The organism is Adhaeribacter terrigena (genome assembly GCF_016623615.1).
GTDB lineage: Bacteria > Bacteroidota > Bacteroidia > Cytophagales > Hymenobacteraceae > Adhaeribacter_A > Adhaeribacter_A terrigena.
The window spans coordinates 107,763-124,842 of record NZ_JAEHFX010000006.1 but is presented as its reverse complement, the minus strand read 5'-3'; the positions used below and the strand labels follow the sequence as shown (position 1 = coordinate 124,842).

The window sequence follows — 17,080 nt, the reverse complement described above, 5'->3', positions numbered from 1 at the left end:
CTAATGTTTTATGTTAGCAATTCTTGGTGTTGATAAATGCTACCTGAACCCAACAAAAAAGTCAGGCCGGAAACCCAGCCTGACTTTTTTGCTTTAAAACGATAGCGTTCTTATGAAATAACGTTTACCCCTGAAATCAATTTCCCTTTAAATATCATTTGGATCTTGGGAACAAATTCTTTTAAGGTCAGATAAGTATTGTCAGGCGCACTCAGCACCAAAACCGGAACAGTAAACTTTTTGAAGTTTTGTTGATATTGTAGATTCCGGTCGAAAGTAAGGAAGGCGTCAAAGTTCCCGGCTTTTAGCAATTCCATTATTTCGCCATCTTTCTTGCCAGCCCAGCCTTTCTCAAAAACGGTGTAAATTTCGTGCTCTGGAAAATCGAGTTTTAGTCGCTAGGGAAGATTTTCGTCAAGCAGCAGTTTCATAAAGTTTCAGGATATTCTTGGAAGTCATTATTTTCTCTGCAAATCCTAAAACCGCCACAGCCTGTTCTTTCTGTACACTCGGGAAATCTTCCAGGAATTCATCCAATGAAACACCTTTTTCCAAATGCAGAAACATCGTTTCTATTGGAACCCGCGTACCTTTGAAGACCGGCTGCCTACCTAAAACTTCCGGATCTGTGGCGATGTAATCTTTTATATCTTTCATGGCAATTCAAAACGAAATTCAATCTATCGATAATTTTCAGGCTTTAAAAGCATGTCAATTTATAAACGAATTTTTCAAGCAAAACGCTACCCAAATTCAGCAAAAAGCTCTAACTCATAAATCGGCTTGAATTCTATTTAATTAAATATTCCACAAACAAATCCGCATTTACCAGCACCGTTCCTCGGCTTACCGAAATAGACCGGTTAGCTTGCGCCGCAACCCCAACGGTGGCTGCTTGTTCATAAACGGCATAATCCTGTTGCGCCGCATCTCTGGGTTCCGGCAAAGACGCCGAAATAGCCACATTCCCGATCTTTAAAATTTCCTTTTTCTTTTCCGGCAGTTCGGTCAGTAACCGGTCGGCCAGCACCTTGGAATTGCGGAGTGCTTTCAGGTAGGCTTCGTTTTTAAGGCTGTCTAACTTAGAATGGGAGTACACTAAATTCCCGATCTCTAAATTCTGGTTTTCGATCAGCTCGGTGTAGATCCGGTCCAGGTTATCCAGGTTTTTCACCGTCACGATCAGGGTAGTGGCGCTGTTATAACCCGTAAAAACCCGGGAGTTATTCCGCCATTCATAGCCTTTTTGCAGATCCACGGAAGTAGTAAGTATATCCTTCGGGTAGAGGTTAAAGTTTAACAGCTTTTTATGCAGCGCATTCGATTTATCTACCAGACATTGTTTTGAAGCACCAATGGTTGGTTTTAAACACGACAGGTGGATCCGGAAAGTCGCCATATCGGGTACAGTTTCTACTTCACCGGCTGCTTTTATCATAATGGTTTTATGGCGGGAATCGATCCGGCCTTCATTGGCTTGGCAACTTGCTAACGCTAAAAGGGCAACGAATACAGGAATTTTATACATGGCTGGAAGTTTAGGAATTGGATAGTTAACGTTGGATTTAGAAAATTTAATATAATGTTCCTTTCCAAACGCTATGCCGAATAAATTAAAAAGTCAGGCCGGAAACCCAACCTGACTTTTTTACCTGCAAACTTACCTGCAAACCATAGCGTTTGAAGAAGCTACTTTACTATTCCTTATTTCTGAAGCCACTTAACCAATTCGGCTAACACCTGATCATTCAACTGATGCCCTATTTCGAATTCATGGTAAGTCTGCTTAATTCCCAACTCCTGGATATACGTGGAAGCTTCGCGGGCGTAATGAACGGGCAAGGTGCCATCCTTGGTGCCGTGCGAAATGAAGACCTTCAGGTTTTTCAGGTCTTTGCCTGGTTTTACCTGAGGCCGTATTTCCGTAAGCAGGCGGCCGCTTAAGGACATGATCCCGGTAACTTCGGTAGGGTGGGTGAGGCCGATGCTGTAGCTCATGATGCCGCCCTGGCTGAAACCGCCCAGATACACTTCGTCCAGCTTATATTTCTGCTTTACCTGCCGGATAAATTGCAGGATCAGTTCCCGGCTTTGGGCTTCCTGGCTGGCGTTGAATACGGGTTTTCCGGTGGAAAAATCGACTTCGTACCAGGCGTACCGGCCGGCACCCAAGGTAAACGGACCGCGCGGCGAAATTACCAGCAGATCATCGGGCAGGTGCGGAGCCAAACCAAACAGATCCTGTTCGTTGCTGCCTACCCCGTGAAGTAGAATGATGGCCCGGCGTTTTCCGGCGGCAGTTTTTGCCGGCCTTTCCAAATAATGCAAAGCCAGCTTTTCTTCGGTTTGCCCCGTGGCTGAAGGTTGTTCGTTTATAGTAATCATAGCAGTTTCCGGTTTTACCTGACAGCTAAAAAAAGTCAGGAGTATAAATAAGAAGGTCATCATAGAAAAGCTTTTCCGGCGCATACGTTTTACCCGATCTTTACGGAAGTCATGGTAAGCGAGCCGCCTACAACTTTATCGTTGAAGAACGAAATATCGTCTTTTTTGCCTTGCAGAGCCAGGGTGTAAAGCAGCGGCCAGTAATGTTCCGGCGTTGGAATGGCCAGCAGCGCTTCTTTGCCCAGGGCTTCGTATTTGATCAGTTTGTCGTGGTGGCCTTTGCTGATCAGGTCTTTGAACGTGCCGTTTATCTGTTTGGCCCAGTCGTAACCGTATTCCGCATCGTTCAGTCTATCCCAGGCAACCATGCCCAGGTTGTGCACCATATTGCCGCTGCCTACAATCAGTACGCCCTTTTTCCGAAGCCCGTAAAGCTCTTTGGCCAGGTCGTAATGGTATTGCGGACCTTTGGTATAATCGATGCTGAGCTGCAGCACCGGAATATTGGCTTTCGGGTACATGTGGCGGATCACGGTCCAGGCGCCGTGATCTAAGCCCCAGTCGTGGTCTTCTACTACTGTGGTAGATTTAATGATCGAAGCGGTTTCTTTGGCAATACTCGGGCTGCCCGGCGCCGGGTATTGCACCGCGAATAACTCCTTCGGGAAGCCGCCAAAATCGTGGATGGTTTTCGGGAAATCCATGGCCGTAATGCGAGTGCCTTTGCTTAACCAATGCGCCGAAACGACCAATACCGCTTTCGGTGTAGGTATTTCTTTGCCTAAAGCGGTCCATTTACGGCTGAATTCGGTGTCCTGGATCCCGTTCATGGGCGTACCATGCCCGATAAATAATACCGGCATCAGGCTTTCCTGTTCCGATAAAACCGAGGTGAATTTATTGAAAGCTGAAAGCGTAGTAATGCCCGCAGCGCCAATCGCCAAGCTACTTAAGAATTTTCTCCGTTCCATAATTTTATTCTTTATAGGTTCAAATGTTTCTGCCAAGCTGTAGACGTTAAATTCTTATCGAATTCAACTAATTAACTATCTGGCAGCTAACATTACAAAATTACTAACCTTAAAAATGAATCGGATTGACATATGATAAGAAATCGGCCGCAACTGGAATGCCAGCAATAGTTGTTATCCTGAGCTTGAGCGAAGAACCTCGTCGGAGGGTAGTAAAAATACAAACTACAACGTACCCAAACGCTACCTGCTAAGGCCCAAAAACTGGTGCCAGAAAATTTATTTCTGCTGCATGCCAACGAGGGGCCTTCAGCGCTACGCGCGCAAGCTTCGCGCTCCTGCGCTCACTTGTGCTCAGGATGACAGATTTGTTTGAGTGTAATTCGGTGCTCTAAATTTAAGAAGCAATCTGCTTCCGGATGCGGCTCAGGGTCTCCGGGGTAACGCCCAGGTAGGAGGCGATGAGTTGCAGCGGTATGCGGTGCAGTAAGGCAGGATATAGCTCCAAAAGCCTCCGGTATTTTTCTTCGGCGGTCAGGCCGATGGTGCTTTCCAGGCGGCGTTGCAGGGCGATGTAGGCGTTCTGGTATAAAAGGCGGGTATAGGTTTCGTATTTGGGTAGTTTTTCTAATAACTGCTGGTGGCTTTTGCGGTCAATGAAAAGCAGCTCGCAATCTTCCAGGGCTTCGATGGTCAGTTTAGAGGGTTCCTGGGTGAAAAAACTGTACAGGTCGGCGATCCACCAGCCTTCAAACGCGAACTGGATCACGTTCTGCGCACCTTTGGCAGTGGTGCTGTAAGAAAATAATGCGCCTTTTTCTACAAAAGCCAGCCGGTTGCAGACTTCACCTTCCTGCAGCAGGAATTGTTTCTTTTTAAGCTCACCAGGAACGAAAAAGGACCGGCAAACTTCGAATTCAGCCTCATCGACACCCACTTTTTCCCGGAAAGATCTTGAAAGCATTTCAGCCATAATCGTATTTAGAAAGAGCAAGTTAACAATTCGGGTAAACGGTAGCAAAAATTCATAAAAAAGTCAGGCCGATTCCTCAACCTGACTTTTTTGCTTCAAAACCATAGCGTTTTTACTGCTTCGGAAGTTTATCCATATCCATAAACAGGGCGTTCCAGCGGTGTCCGTCCGGATCGATGAAACCGCAGCCGTACATCCAGCCCTGATGCTCAGCCGGTTTACCGAAAATAATGCCGCCGGCAGCTTCCGCTTTGCGGGCCAGTTCATCAATCTCTTCGCGGCTTTCAGCATCAAAAGAGATCAGGAGCTCGTTGCCTTTAGATGTATCGGCAATGCCGTGGCCGGTAAACTGTTGGAAATTGGCTTCGTTGAACAGCATAACCATCATTTTCTTTTCCCCGATGATCATGCCTGCCGCTTCGGTGCTGTTGCCGTGGCGTGGATCGAAAGTAAAGCCCAGCGCGGTGTAAAAGGCTTTGGATCTTGCAATATCTTTTACCGGCAAATTCAGCCAGATTTCTTTGGTCATAGTTTCAGGTTTTAAGAAGTTTCGGTTTTCGATTAACTGAAAATTAAACATTTTATGCGTAGCCTGAAAATTATTCCCGATCGGGCTCTTCCTTTTTACAGACAATTAAACATAAAACGGTATGCAAACAGCACAAAAAAGTCAGGCCGGAAAACCAGCCTGACCTTCAGATCAGATCAAATTCTTACAGTTTATCAATCTCGCCGCCTTCGTCTTCCACGCGTTTGGCTGCACGCATCAGGCTGTTAGCAAAAATGAAATTGTTCAGGTCTTTCACGTTGGTATCCATAATGTTGTCCTTGCTTCCTTCCCACACCTTTAATCCGTCGTGCAGGAACATGATATGGTCGCCGATCTCGATTACCGAGTTCATATCGTGGGTTACAATTACAGTGGTAATGTTGTATTCCTTGGTGATCTCGTAGATCAGTTCATCAATTTTAATGGAAGTAAGCGGATCGAGGCCGGAGTTTGGTTCGTCGCAGAAAAGGTAGGTACAGTTCGGGGCAATGGCGCGGGCAATGCCTACGCGCTTTTTCATCCCGCCGGAAAGTTCCGAAGGCATTTTTTTGTGCGCCGCTTCCAGGCCAACCCGTTTCAGGCAGAAATCAACCCGTTCCATGCGTTCATCGCGGGTCATGTCGGGCGTAAGCATTTTCAGGGGGAATTCCACGTTTTCCTGCACCGTCATGGAGTCGAACAAGGCGCTGCCCTGGAATAGCATGCCGATCTTGCGGCGGATCTCCTGTTTCAGATCCAGCCGGTTGTTGGTAAAAACTTTGCCGTCGTAAGTAATACTGCCCAGATCGGGTTTTAAAAGCCCCACAATGCACTGCAATAAAACGCTTTTCCCGGTTCCCGAAGCGCCCAACAAGAGAGTAGTTTTGCCGGTTTCAAAAACGCCGTCAATGCCTTTCAGCACTTCCACGCCGTTAAAAGATTTATGAATATTATGTATTTCGATCATGAATTAATGGGTAATGTTTAATGAATAATGATTAATATTTGATTAATGGAAAATGAAATACCCGTTTTTTTGAGTTTCTATTGTTCATTAACATTTAATCATCAACCATTATAAAAGCACCTGCGCGCAAAGGTAATCGGCCAGCAGTACGCCAATAATGCTGTTGGTAACGGCTTTGGTACTCGCTTCGCCTACTTCCAGGGCGCCGCCTTTGGTAAAAAAGCCCTGATACGCTGAAATAGAAGAGATCAGGAACGCAAAAACTACCGATTTTATGAGCGCAAACGTAATGTTGTAAGGTATAAAGGCATCGCGCAGGCCTTCTACGTATTCCTGCGGGGTTAAAGAACCGGTTAAGGTGCCTGCAACGTAACCGCCCAGGATTGAAAGCGTCATGGCCAGAATTACCAGCAGCGGGAACATGGCAATAGCCGCCAGAATTTTAGGCAGAACCAGGTAAGAAGTAGAATTAATGCCCATAACTTCCAGCGCATCTATTTGTTCTGTAATACGCATGGTGCCCAGGCCGCCTGCAATGTTAGAGCCTACTTTACCGGCCAAAACGATGGAAGTAATGGTAGGAGCCAGCTCCAGGATCGTCATTTCGCGCACCATAAAACCGATAGTAGAACGCGGAATTAAAGCGTTGGTAAGGTTATAAGCGATCTGAACGCAGGTTACCGCACCAATAAAAGTAGAAACGATGGCTACAATAGAAACAGAGCTGATCCCGATCAAAACGGCCTCGTCGATAAACCGGCGGGAAAGAATTTTCAGCGATTCGCCGCGAACAAATTGGGAAGATAAAAATAAAAGGTAATTACCGAGGGTCTTCATGCAGAAGTGAAAAGGACTTTGTTAAGGATTCAATAATTTAGAATTGCCTATATTACGTGGAAATTCGATTAAACGCTCAAAGATGCAAAAATATATTTTAGTTACCGGCGGGACCAAAGGAATTGGCCGTGCTATTATCGAAAAATTTGCCACCGAAGGATTCCATATCATAACCTGCGCGCGGGGCGAAAAAGACCTCGAAAACCTGAAACTGGAAATTGAAAGGAAGTATACTTTTTCTAAAGTGCATTACTTTTCAGCCGACCTCGGACTGGAAAATGAACGCAACGCATTCCTGGCTTTTGTAAATAACCTGCACGTAAAAATCGAAGTGCTGATTAATAATACCGGCATTTTTATTCCCGGAAAAATTATAGATGAAACGAACGATGTTTTGCCGGCCATGATGGCTGCAAACCTTTATTCGGCCTACTATCTTACCAAAGGTTTGCTCCCCGATATGATCAAACGCAAACATGGCCACATCTTTAATATCTGCTCTACGGCCAGCATCCGGGCTTACCCGAATGGCGGATCTTACAGCATTACCAAGTTCGCTATGTATGGCATGACCAAGTGCCTGCGGGAAGAATTAAAAGAGTTTGGGATCAAGGTTACGGCCATTCTGCCGGGTGCAACCTATACCGCCAGCTGGGAGGGTGTTGACCTCCCGGTAGAACGTTTTATGAAGTCCGAGGACGTAGCCGAAGTGGTATACGCAACCTACATTTTGTCGAAGAATTCAGTAGTAGAAGAAGTGCTGCTCCGGCCGCAATTAGGCGATATTGTGTAGTTTTAAGTCTGAAGTTAAAGATTAGATAAAGGCTTATAAAATTCTGAATTAAAGCTTTATAAGATGCTTAATACGACTTTAAAGTGCGAGGGCTAAAATCTTTAGCAAACAGTTTTAGCAAGAAAAACCATACCATTATTTCAACTGAAGAAGCTGGCCCTCGCCCTTGCCTTGTCTTGACACTTTGTCAGGCTGGTTTTTATAGTAAACGTTGCCTTTGTTTTCGATCGTGGCACTTAAAATTTGGGTGGCTTCTACGTAAGCATCGCCTAAGTGGGTAACCAGGATATTGGCTTCTTTGTTTTGAAGTCCGGAAGCCTGCAGGCGGCCCATGCTGTAATTGTAGGCGTTTAGCTTTTCGTTGGTGCCTTGCAGTTTCATGTCGCCGGTTTCGTACATATCGAGCCAGAGGAATTTGGTTTTCAGGTTCAGATCATAGTCGCCGGACGAGGTCAGGTGCAGGAAAAGACTGTCTGAAGGTAAAACGGATTCGCTTGAAATAGTGCCAAAACCATCCTGAAAAATATCGGTAAGATTTGCCACGTGAACTGTAATTTCGACCGGTTTTCTATAGCTCCTTACCCAATTGCATTTGTTAATATTCTGGAGCCAGAGTTCGCCGTTTCGTACTTCCGCCAGAATATTTTCCTGCAGGTTTTCGCCGGCTTTCACTTCCACAAAATGCGCGGTATCGGCCACGATCTTCACATCCAGATTGTCGGAAACCTTCAGTTTCCGGAATGGCGGCAAACTGCGGGTTTCGGAAATGATCTGGCCGGTGCTTTTTACGCAGTCAAGCGCGTTTTCTTTCTGGCAGCTGGTCAGTAAAACGCTAGGGAAAACCAGGGAAAAAGTCAGAAGCCGGCGGAAATGCATGATGGGGAAAAGAAAGAATTTTTGATAAATTTTACTGTTTTGTTATTGCAGCTGACTGCGGTTTTACCGGTAAAAACGCTATCGTTTTCGGATTAAAAAGTCTAAACCAGTTTTTGTCCCAAGCAGCGTTTTGAGCCGAATCGTTGTTTATAGCCACCGGGAAGAAGTGCCGCCGTTATTTTTTTTATCGTAGGCGAGTTTCTAACTTCACCCAAAAAAGCAAGCTATGCATATGAATCTGAAAGGAAAGTTAATCATTATTACCGGCGTGAGCAAAGGCATTGGCCTGGCAACGGCGCAGGCATTGCTGGAAGCGGGCGCCGTGGTGGCAGGCTGGGGGAGAAGTAAACCGAAGCTCGATCATCTGGATTTCCACTTCTTCCCGACCGACGTGCAGGACCAGTATTCGGTAGAAGATGCTTTTACCCAAACCACTCAGCAATTAGGCGCTGATATTTTCGGGCTGATCAACAATGCAGGTTTAGGCATTACCGGCAAATTTGAAGAACTTTCGGTAGAAGACTGGCGCACGATGTTTCGTACGAACGTGGACGGCATTTTCTACTGCACGCGCCTGGTTTTGCCGGAAATGAAACGCCTGGAAAGCGGCCACATCATCAATATTTCTTCCATTGCGGGTACTACGGGTATTGAGGAAATGAGCGGCTATTGCGCTACCAAGCACGCCGTGCGGGGCATTTCAGCTTCGCTTTACAAAGAAGTGCGGAATTTCGGCATAAAAGTAACCTGCATTTATCCGGGTTCGGTACAAACCAATTTCTTCGATAACATCGGTTCGGTTACAGCCAACGAAAACATGATGCAGCCCGAAGATATTGCTTCTACCATTCTGCACGCCCTGCAATCCTCGCCCAATTACCACCACGTAGATATTGAAGTGCGGCCTTTAATGCCCAAGGGCAAGCAAAAACGCTAGGGAAAAGCGCGAAAAAACTCGTAGTTTTGCCCATTAACCGCAAGCCATTCGGATAGTTAAATACTGCCGGGCGAAAAAAGGCGTTTCAATTACAGATTTAGAAAATTTCTAATTCTTAATTTCTAATTTTTAATTAGTTCAGTGTCTGTTGAAGTAAAAAATCTGACCAAAATATATGGTACGCAACGCGCCGTAGATGATATTTCTTTCTCGGTGAAAAGTGGTGAGATCGTGGGTTTCCTGGGGCCGAACGGCGCGGGCAAATCTACCACCATGAAAATTGCGACCTGTTACGTGCCGCCCACTTCGGGTTTGGTAAAAGTAAGCGGCTTCGATGTGGAAGAAAACCCGGTGGAAGTACGCCGGCACGTGGGCTACCTGCCCGAGCACAACCCGCTTTACCTGGATATGTACGTGAAGGAATACCTCGAATTTATCGGTTCGCTGCATAATCTGTCGGGTTCGGCGCTGCAGAAACGGGTAAAAGAAATGGTTGACCTGGTTGGTTTGCAGCGTGAACAAGGCAAAAAGATCGGCGCTTTAAGTAAAGGGTATCGCCAGCGCGTTGGTCTGGCGCAGGCTTTGGTGCATAATCCCGATGTTTTAATTCTCGATGAACCAACCACCGGTCTCGATCCGAACCAGATCCAGGAGATCCGCAACGTGATCAAAAATATCGGCCGCGAAAAAACGGTGATCTTTTCCACCCACATCATGCAGGAAGTGGCCGCCATCTGCGACCGCGTAGTGATCATTAACCGCGGAAAACTGGTGGCCGACAGCAGCGTTGCCGACCTGGAAAGCAATACCAAAGGCCAGCGCGTAACCATTGCCGAATTCGAAAATCCAGCCGACGAACGCCTGCTGCAAGCGCTTCCGCAGGTAAAAGAAGTGAAAAGACTGGAAGGCAACAGCTACCGCATCGTTTCCGCCAAAACCGACGACCCGCGTTCTGCCGTTTCCAAACTGGCCGCCGAACAGAACTGGATCTTATTAGGCCTGCGCCAGGAAGAAAATTCCCTGGAAAAAGTATTCCAGCAGTTAACGCAGCAAAAATAAATTAGAGAAAGAGTGAATTATTGAATGAGAAAATAACGGAAATCCTGAAAAATCAATCAATAATTCACTTATTCACTCATTCAATAATTAAAAAAGAATGTTTGCAATTCTTCGCAAAGAAATAAACAGCTTCCTTAATTCCCTTGTCGCGTATATCGTGATCGGGGTTTTTCTGGTGGTAACCGGGCTGTACATGTGGTTTTTTCCGCAAAGCAACGTACTCGATTTTGGCTACGCCGATCTGCAGCCCCTTTTTGCCATCGCGCCCTGGGTTTTCCTTTTCCTCATTCCGGCCATTACCATGCGCTCGTTTGCCGAAGAAAAGAAAGCCGGCACCATCGAGTTGCTTTTAACCCGCCCCGTAACCGACCTGCAGATCATTCTGGGTAAGTATTTTGCCTGTTTGCTGCTCGTACTTTTCGCCTTGCTTCCTACGCTTATTTATTACGTTTCGGTTTATTATCTGGGAGACCCTAAAGGCAACATCGATTCGGCTGGCGTATTCGGTTCCTACATTGGGCTGGTGTTTTTAGCGGCGGTTTTTACGGCCATCGGCATTTTTGCTTCCAGCATCAGCAAAGACCAGATCATTTCCTTTATCGTGGCGGTGCTGCTTTGCTTCATTGTTTACACCGGCTTCGATATGCTGGCTTCTATTGATGTGTGGGGCCCGCTTTCTTATTTTATTTCTTACCTGGGCATTCAGTACCACTACGAAACCATCAGCAAAGGCCTGATAGATTCCCGCGACGTGCTGTATTTTGTAAGCGTGAGCGCCCTGATGATTGTAGCCACTAAACTGGTTTTGGAGAGCAGAAAATGGTAGCAGAAAACACCAAAAAAGTCCGTAACCGGAAAACCCACGAAATTATCCGGTTCTTTATTCTGGCCGGCATCATTATTTTACTCAACGTACTGGCCACCCAGGTTTTTTTCCGCTGGGACCTTACCGAAGATAAGCGTTACAGCATTTCGCCGGCCACTAAAAAACTGCTCGAAAACCTGGACGATGTGGTTTATGTGGAAGTGTACCTGGAGGGCGAATTCCCGGCCGGTTTCAAACGCTTGCAGAGCTCTATTAAAGAAAAGCTCGACGAGTTCCGCATTTATTCCGGCCAGAATATCCAATACAAATTCGTAGACCCAAGCGCCAGCCCGGATCAGAAAGCCCGCAACGAATTTTATTTGCAGCTCGCTAAAAAAGGCCTGCAGCCCACCAACCTCAACGCCATGGAAGGCGATAAACGCGTAGAGAAGATCATTTTTCCGGGCGCGGTTATTTCGTACCGGGGCAAAGAGATTCCGGTATTGTTGTTGAAAGGCAACCAGGCCGCTTCGCCGGAGCAACGCTTGAACCAATCGGTGGAAGGTGTGGAATATGAACTGGCTTCGGCTATCCGGAAACTGACCATTAAGAAACGGAAGAAAATTGGTTTCCTGGAAGGCCACGGCGAACTGAACGTACTTGAAACTTCCAGCCTGATGAATGCGCTGAGCGAATATTACGACGTAGACCGGGTGGACATTACGCAACGAAATACGCTGGAAGGCTTCGATGCCATTGTACTGGCCCGGCCAACCGAACGTTTCGGCGAACCCGATAAATTCAAGATCGACCAGTATCTGGTAAAAGGCGGCAACGTGTTTTTATTATACGATCCGATGAATATCAGCCTCGACAGCATTGGAGAGAAAGGCACTTTTTCATTCCCACACAATACCAATCTGGATGACCTTTTCTTCCGTTTTGGTTTCCGGATGAACAACGACATGATCCAGGATCTGAGCTCCGGCTTTATTCCGATGGTGGTTGGTTTTGTAGGTAATCAGCCGCAAACCGAAATGACCCCGTGGCGCTATTTTCCGCTGGTAAATAATTTCAGCAAACACCCGATCACCAAAAATCTCGATGCGGTTTACACCAAGTTCGTAAGCACCATCGATACGGTAAAAGCGCCGGGAATCCGGAAAACGCCGCTCATGTTCACTTCGCGTTATGCCCGCATTTTACCGGCTCCGGTACGCGTGAATTTCAACGAGGCCCGTTTAGACGTTAATCCGAGGGTTTTCACTAAAGGTCCGTTGCCGGTTGCCTACATGCTCGAAGGCTCGTTCCGCTCGCTATATAAAAACCGCCTGGCCCCGGAAAAACAGCAGCAGGTTGGTTTCGTGGAATTCGGCAAACCGGGTAAACTGGTGATCGTTTCCGATGGCGACCTTATCCGTAACGATGTAAACAAAAAGACCAATACGCCTTTAGAATTGGGTTACGACCGTTTTGCCGGCGTAAAATTCGGAAACAAGGAGTTTGCTATGAACGCGCTCGATTACATGCTCGACGAAAGCGGCCTGATCGCGGTGCGTACCAAAGAAATCGTATTGCGCCCGCTCGATAAAGTAAAGCTGAAAGAAGAACGCACTCGTTGGCAAATGATCAATATTGTGCTTCCATTGGTATTGTTAGCGCTTTATGGAATTGTTCGTTTTTACCTGCGCAAACGCAAATACGCCAGATAGCATACCGGTTAAAACCTCCCAGAACTAAGAGATCTGGGAGGTTTTTAATTGCAAAACGCTATGCTTTTCAGGTTAAAAACTGTGAAGTTGAATTGAATTTTAATAAATATTGACAATATGAGATCCCGGAATACTTTGCTTTTAGTACTGCTTTTGGTTTTAGTAGGCGCCGCCGCTTACTTTTTTACCAACAAGGGCAGCGAAAAATCTACCCTTAATACCAGCGAAACGGCCTTTACCGTAACCGATACCGCCGCTGTAACCAAAATATTCATTTCGGCCAAAAGCGGCGCCAGCAATACCCTGACCCGGCAGGAAAATGGCCGTTGGCTGTTAAACGATAAGTACGAAGCCCGTCAGGATAAAATCAATAACCTGCTCGAAACCATGCACCGCATGGAAGTAAAACGTCCGGCCGATAAAGCTTCCCGCAACCTGGCCATCCGCGATTTTGCTACCATGGGAAAGAAAGTAGAAGTGTTTCAGCACGGAAAATTAAGCAAGGTTTTTTACGTAGGCCAAAGCACCGATAATGACCTGGGCACTTATTTTATTATGGAAGGCTCGGAAAATCCGTATGTGTTGCATATTCCTGGTTTCAACGGTTTTATCAATACCCGTTTCGATATTGTAGAAGACAACTGGCGCAGTGTACCGGTTTTCCGCAGCAACGCGCAGAGCATTCAGGAGTTGAAAGTGGAATACACCGGAGACCCGCAGGGCAGCTTCACGGTTACCCAATCCAACGGAAAATACACTGTTTCTGGCCTGAAAGAAACCGACCAGGAGAATGTGAAAGCCTACCTGGATAATTACAACTTCATAAACGGGGTGTTTTTTGTGCCCAACCCGCAAAACCGCATCTCCGATTCTTTGGCTTTGCGTAAGCCGGTGGCTATTATAACGGTAAAAGATACTAACCCGGAAAAATCAAGAGAGATCAAGTTATTCCCGAAGGACATCGATAATTTCCTGGCGCTGAACGAGAAAAAGAAGGAAATTATGCAGGTGCAGACCTTTGTTTTTAACCGCCTGCTGATCCGTAAAGACGGCCTCGGAAAAAAATAGGCTTATAATAGAAAATTCGTAGGAAAAAAAGCATTTCTTTATAACTTTGCTTCCGTTAAGTTAAGACCCTGGGCATGAAATTTATTGTATCTTCTTCTGCTTTACTAAAGCAACTGCAAAGCATAAACGGCGTTGTAGCCAACAATCCGGTCGTTCCGATCCTGGAAAACTTCCTCTTCGATGTAACCGATGGTTTACTCACCATTACGGCTTCCGATCTTGAAACTTCCATGATCACCGAAATTCCGGTGGAAGCCAAAGAGAATGGTCGCATTGCTGCGCCGGCCCGTATTCTGCTCGATACGCTTAAAAACCTGCCTGACCAGCCGGTAACCTTCACCATCGACGAAGAAACCTACACGATCGAGATCAGTTCTTCGAATGGCCGTTACAAACTTTCCGGCGAGAACGCGACCGATTTCCCGAAAGTACCGCAGGTGCGCGGCGGCAATGCCATCGAAATTCCTTCCAATGCGTTGGCCCGTGCCATCAATAAAACCATTTTTGCCGTTTCTACCGACGAACTTCGTCCGGCCATGACCGGTATTTTTGTGCAGCTGAACGAAGGCAATATTACGTTTGTAGCTACTGACGGTCACCGCTTGCTGCGCTACCGCCGCAACGATGTTTCTACCGGCGAAAGCACTTCGATCATTGTGCCGCGCAAAGCCTTTAACTTACTGAAAGCTACTTTGCCAGCTGAGCCAACTTCGGTAAAAGTGGAATTCAACAATGCCAACGCGTTCTTCAGCTTCGATAATATCCGGATGATCTGCCGCCTGATCGATGAGCGTTTCCCGGACTATGAGAACGTAATTCCAAAACTAAACCCTAATAAATTACTCATCGACCGTTACGATCTGCTGAGCTCGGTAAAACGTATCTCGATTTACTCGAATAAAACCACGCACCAGGTACGCCTGAAAATTACGGGTTCTGAGCTGGTTATTTCGGCCGAAGATCTTGATTTCAGCAACGAAGCCAGCGAGCGTTTGAGCTGCCAGTACGAAGGCGAAGATATGGAGATCGGTTTCAACGCCAAGTTCCTGATCGAGATGCTGAACAACATCGATGCCGATGAAGTAAATTTAGAGCTTTCTACGCCAAACCGCGCCGGTTTATTAATGCCAGCCGGCACCGACGAGAACGAAGATATCCTGATGCTGGTTATGCCGGTTATGCTGAACAACTACGTATAAAAACGCTAGGGTTTCAGCCTCAAAAAGTAAAGGCCTCCGATGAAAATCGGAGGCCTTTACTTTTTATTTGTGGTTTTAGGGTTCTTATTCTTAAATCCTATAGTTTCCTTTTGCCGGCTTCAATCTCGATGAATTTTGGTAAATAGTTTGGCGTACAGCCTTTATGCACAAATTCATCTTTATAAAGACCCGTTTCTTCCCCGATCCTGATGCATTGGTGCCGGTAAGCCTGATCAAAAACCCCGATCCAGCCTGCAGTGAAATTCATAGCCCATTGCACTTCCGGTTCTTCTTTTAAAATTTTCTCTTCAATGGCAGGGAGCAGCGTTTGGGTATTAGCCGGCGGCGTTTGCCCAACCCAACGCAATCGTCCCTGGTAATACCAGAAAATGCGTCTTTTAATGGCGGAAGGATTATTCTCCCAGGATTCTATCAGGGCAACGGTTTTTTTATCTTTGGTAAGTTGATTAGCCATTAACCAGTCGGCCAGTTGCGTCCGTTCATCGTATTCGTGACCCTGTATATCGTTAAACAGTTGGTCAATATAATCCGGATGCAGTTTTTTTTTATCCATGATCAGAATGGCCAATAGTCTGGGCAGGAACTTACCCGTGCTCCAAAGTTCTTTGGCTAATGCGTGATCTTTTTTTATTTCTTTGGCAATTACCCGCAGATCCCCAAGCTTCGTTCCTTCCTGGCTAATTTGCGAATAAATGTCTTGCGCTTTTGTTGAAAGGGTCATTGCTATTTTATGAGATTTCCTAAAAGTTTATTAATCATTTAATCTAACGTACTTGGCTAAACGGTGGCGAAGCTGACGTTTAGGTGTGGTTGTGCGGAGTAATTTTTTATTATTTGTACCTGATACCCATTGAACTTCCGCCACTCTTAGGGTCGTAAGTTGCCCAAGCGTCGCCCCAAGAAAAGCTTCTGCCAGTTCCTATTTCCTTATTTAACCAATTATTATACGTTACAGCCTTCTCTCTTTCTGTTTTTTCGCTCCAAGAATCCCAGCCGCTATTTAAATTGAATGGAGAGTCCTTAACTACAAATGAGACAGATTCTAAGTTTTCTTTATAAAAGAAGAAAATCAAATTGAAGAATTTGCCAGATTCCTCTACGTTTCTGAGAGTGTAATGAATCCACCCGTTGCCCAAATCACTTTCTTCTTCTACTTCACTTAGTTTGAAAGCTTTTATTTCACTTAGTGTCGTAGTGGGAGAAATAGTATTGATGTTGCCTAATGTAAGGTTACCTGATTTTTTATCTATCATATTTATTTGGCACAACTACTGTATATACCGAATATTCGGCTTATCCCCACTATGTACGGAGCTTTTTACTGGTATTTTTTACTTCTTACTCTTTTGCAGTTCACTTTCATAAACCTCGATCCAATCCTGCGGCGTCATTTTCCGGAAAAGCTCGGCTAACAGGTCAAAAGGAATATTTTCAGGTTTTTTAAACCGGATGCAGCTTTTGCCCATATCGAGTTTCGTTTTCACGTGTTTCGGGTATTCGCTTGTAAACCATTCCAGCAGTTCCGGTTTGGCGTAAAGGCCCATGTGGTACACCGAAATGAAATTCTTCTGCGACGCTATGCTTACGAAGGGCAGCGGCTGTTTCGGGTCGCAGTGGTAACCAGCGGGGTAAATAGAATGCGGCACTACAAAACCCATCATGCCATAACCCATGGTCTCTTCAAAGCCATCGGGAAGGTTCTCGATCATGAGGTTCCGGAGTTTGCCAAGGGCTTCTTTTCTTTCGGCCGGAAGCGTTTCCAGGTATTCTAAAGGATTTGGGGCGGTAGACTGCATAATATAAAACAGGTTTTTTTAGAAAGTTGAAGTTACAAAATGAACCCTGATTTCGTTTAGTTAAGGCTGCAAATTTATTTCCTGTGGCGTTTCCTTTCGTTTTATTTCCCACCCAGATTCAGCTTTGGGAAACGATTCGGGGTTTTAATTTG

At 45.9% G+C, this 17,080-nt stretch carries 19 protein-coding genes; 7 read left to right on the top strand and 12 right to left on the bottom strand.

All coding sequences use genetic code 11. The features are described from left to right. Positions 1–414: 414 nt before the first annotated feature. From I5M27_RS12540 to I5M27_RS12505, 8 genes are all read right to left on the bottom strand, one after another. A complete protein-coding gene (locus I5M27_RS12540) occupies positions 415–657 on the bottom strand; it encodes a DUF433 domain-containing protein (RefSeq protein ID WP_200506569.1) in 243 nt (80 codons plus the stop codon). Positions 658–790: 133 nt separating this feature from the next. Next, on the bottom strand, positions 791–1,528 hold the full coding sequence (locus tag I5M27_RS12535; RefSeq protein WP_200506568.1) for an SIMPL domain-containing protein: 738 nt from the start codon (positions 1,526–1,528) through the stop codon (positions 791–793). A gap of 176 nt (positions 1,529–1,704) precedes the next feature. Then, complete coding sequence (locus tag I5M27_RS12530) at positions 1,705–2,385, bottom strand: alpha/beta hydrolase (RefSeq protein ID WP_200506567.1); 681 nt, start codon at positions 2,383–2,385, stop codon at positions 1,705–1,707. Positions 2,386–2,474: 89 nt separating this feature from the next. Further along, a complete protein-coding gene (gene ygiD / locus I5M27_RS12525) occupies positions 2,475–3,308 on the bottom strand; it encodes a 4,5-DOPA-extradiol-dioxygenase (RefSeq protein ID WP_449500870.1) in 834 nt (277 codons plus the stop codon). Between the two features lie 445 nt (positions 3,309–3,753). Continuing rightward, positions 3,754–4,329: a Crp/Fnr family transcriptional regulator gene (locus I5M27_RS12520; protein WP_200506565.1), complete on the bottom strand. Its 576-nt coding sequence runs from the start codon at positions 4,327–4,329 to the stop codon at positions 3,754–3,756. A 112-nt stretch (positions 4,330–4,441) separates the two neighbouring features. Further along, on the bottom strand, positions 4,442–4,858 hold the full coding sequence (locus tag I5M27_RS12515; RefSeq protein WP_200506564.1) for a VOC family protein: 417 nt from the start codon (positions 4,856–4,858) through the stop codon (positions 4,442–4,444). 184 nt (positions 4,859–5,042) lie between these two features. Then, positions 5,043–5,825 carry an ABC transporter ATP-binding protein gene (locus I5M27_RS12510; protein WP_200506563.1) on the bottom strand — a complete coding sequence of 261 codons (783 nt, stop codon included), beginning with the start codon at positions 5,823–5,825 and terminating at the stop codon, positions 5,043–5,045. A gap of 108 nt (positions 5,826–5,933) precedes the next feature. Next, positions 5,934–6,662, bottom strand: coding sequence for an MlaE family ABC transporter permease (locus tag I5M27_RS12505; protein WP_200506562.1), 729 nt, complete (start codon positions 6,660–6,662; stop codon positions 5,934–5,936). Positions 6,663–6,744: 82 nt separating this feature from the next. Between I5M27_RS12505 and I5M27_RS12500 the strand changes: the two genes are divergently transcribed. Continuing rightward, complete coding sequence (locus tag I5M27_RS12500) at positions 6,745–7,455, top strand: SDR family NAD(P)-dependent oxidoreductase (protein WP_200506561.1); 711 nt, start codon at positions 6,745–6,747, stop codon at positions 7,453–7,455. A gap of 135 nt (positions 7,456–7,590) precedes the next feature. Here I5M27_RS12500 and I5M27_RS12495 read toward each other — a convergent pair whose 3' ends face one another. Next, positions 7,591–8,331 carry a head GIN domain-containing protein gene (locus I5M27_RS12495; RefSeq protein WP_200506560.1) on the bottom strand — a complete coding sequence of 247 codons (741 nt, stop codon included), beginning with the start codon at positions 8,329–8,331 and terminating at the stop codon, positions 7,591–7,593. Between the two features lie 226 nt (positions 8,332–8,557). On the opposite strand from I5M27_RS12495, the gene I5M27_RS12490 reads away from it, so the two are divergent. The 6 genes from I5M27_RS12490 (at position 8,558) to dnaN (ending at position 15,111) form a co-directional block, all read left to right on the top strand. Then, positions 8,558–9,268: an SDR family oxidoreductase gene (locus tag I5M27_RS12490; RefSeq protein ID WP_317193594.1), complete on the top strand. Its 711-nt coding sequence runs from the start codon at positions 8,558–8,560 to the stop codon at positions 9,266–9,268. A 141-nt stretch (positions 9,269–9,409) separates the two neighbouring features. Then, entirely contained in the window at positions 9,410–10,327 is a 918-nt protein-coding gene (gene gldA / locus I5M27_RS12485; RefSeq protein ID WP_200506559.1) for a gliding motility-associated ABC transporter ATP-binding subunit GldA, read from the top strand. A gap of 97 nt (positions 10,328–10,424) precedes the next feature. Then, entirely contained in the window at positions 10,425–11,153 is a 729-nt protein-coding gene (gldF, locus tag I5M27_RS12480; protein ID WP_200506558.1) for a gliding motility-associated ABC transporter permease subunit GldF, read from the top strand. Next, a complete protein-coding gene (gldG, locus tag I5M27_RS12475; RefSeq protein ID WP_200506557.1) occupies positions 11,147–12,844 on the top strand; it encodes a gliding motility-associated ABC transporter substrate-binding protein GldG in 1,698 nt (565 codons plus the stop codon). The genes gldF and gldG overlap by 7 nt, the downstream gene beginning before the upstream one ends. A 117-nt stretch (positions 12,845–12,961) precedes the next feature. Then, the gene (locus I5M27_RS12470) at positions 12,962–13,912 is read left to right on the top strand and encodes a DUF4340 domain-containing protein (RefSeq protein ID WP_200506556.1); all 951 of its coding nucleotides are present in this window, start codon (positions 12,962–12,964) and stop codon (positions 13,910–13,912) included. Between the two features lie 74 nt (positions 13,913–13,986). After that, entirely contained in the window at positions 13,987–15,111 is a 1,125-nt protein-coding gene (gene dnaN, locus I5M27_RS12465) for a DNA polymerase III subunit beta (RefSeq protein ID WP_200506555.1), read from the top strand. A 97-nt stretch (positions 15,112–15,208) separates the two neighbouring features. Here dnaN and I5M27_RS12460 read toward each other — a convergent pair whose 3' ends face one another. The 3 genes from I5M27_RS12460 to I5M27_RS12450 all read right to left on the bottom strand — a co-directional run bounded on the left by I5M27_RS12460 (position 15,209) and on the right by I5M27_RS12450 (position 16,928). Then, on the bottom strand, positions 15,209–15,853 hold the full coding sequence (locus tag I5M27_RS12460) for a DNA alkylation repair protein (protein WP_200506554.1): 645 nt from the start codon (positions 15,851–15,853) through the stop codon (positions 15,209–15,211). 109 nt (positions 15,854–15,962) lie between these two features. Further along, a complete protein-coding gene (locus tag I5M27_RS12455) occupies positions 15,963–16,385 on the bottom strand; it encodes a hypothetical protein (protein ID WP_200506553.1) in 423 nt (140 codons plus the stop codon). Between the two features lie 78 nt (positions 16,386–16,463). Next, positions 16,464–16,928 carry a DUF1801 domain-containing protein gene (locus I5M27_RS12450; protein ID WP_200506552.1) on the bottom strand — a complete coding sequence of 155 codons (465 nt, stop codon included), beginning with the start codon at positions 16,926–16,928 and terminating at the stop codon, positions 16,464–16,466. Positions 16,929–17,080 lie beyond the last annotated feature (152 nt).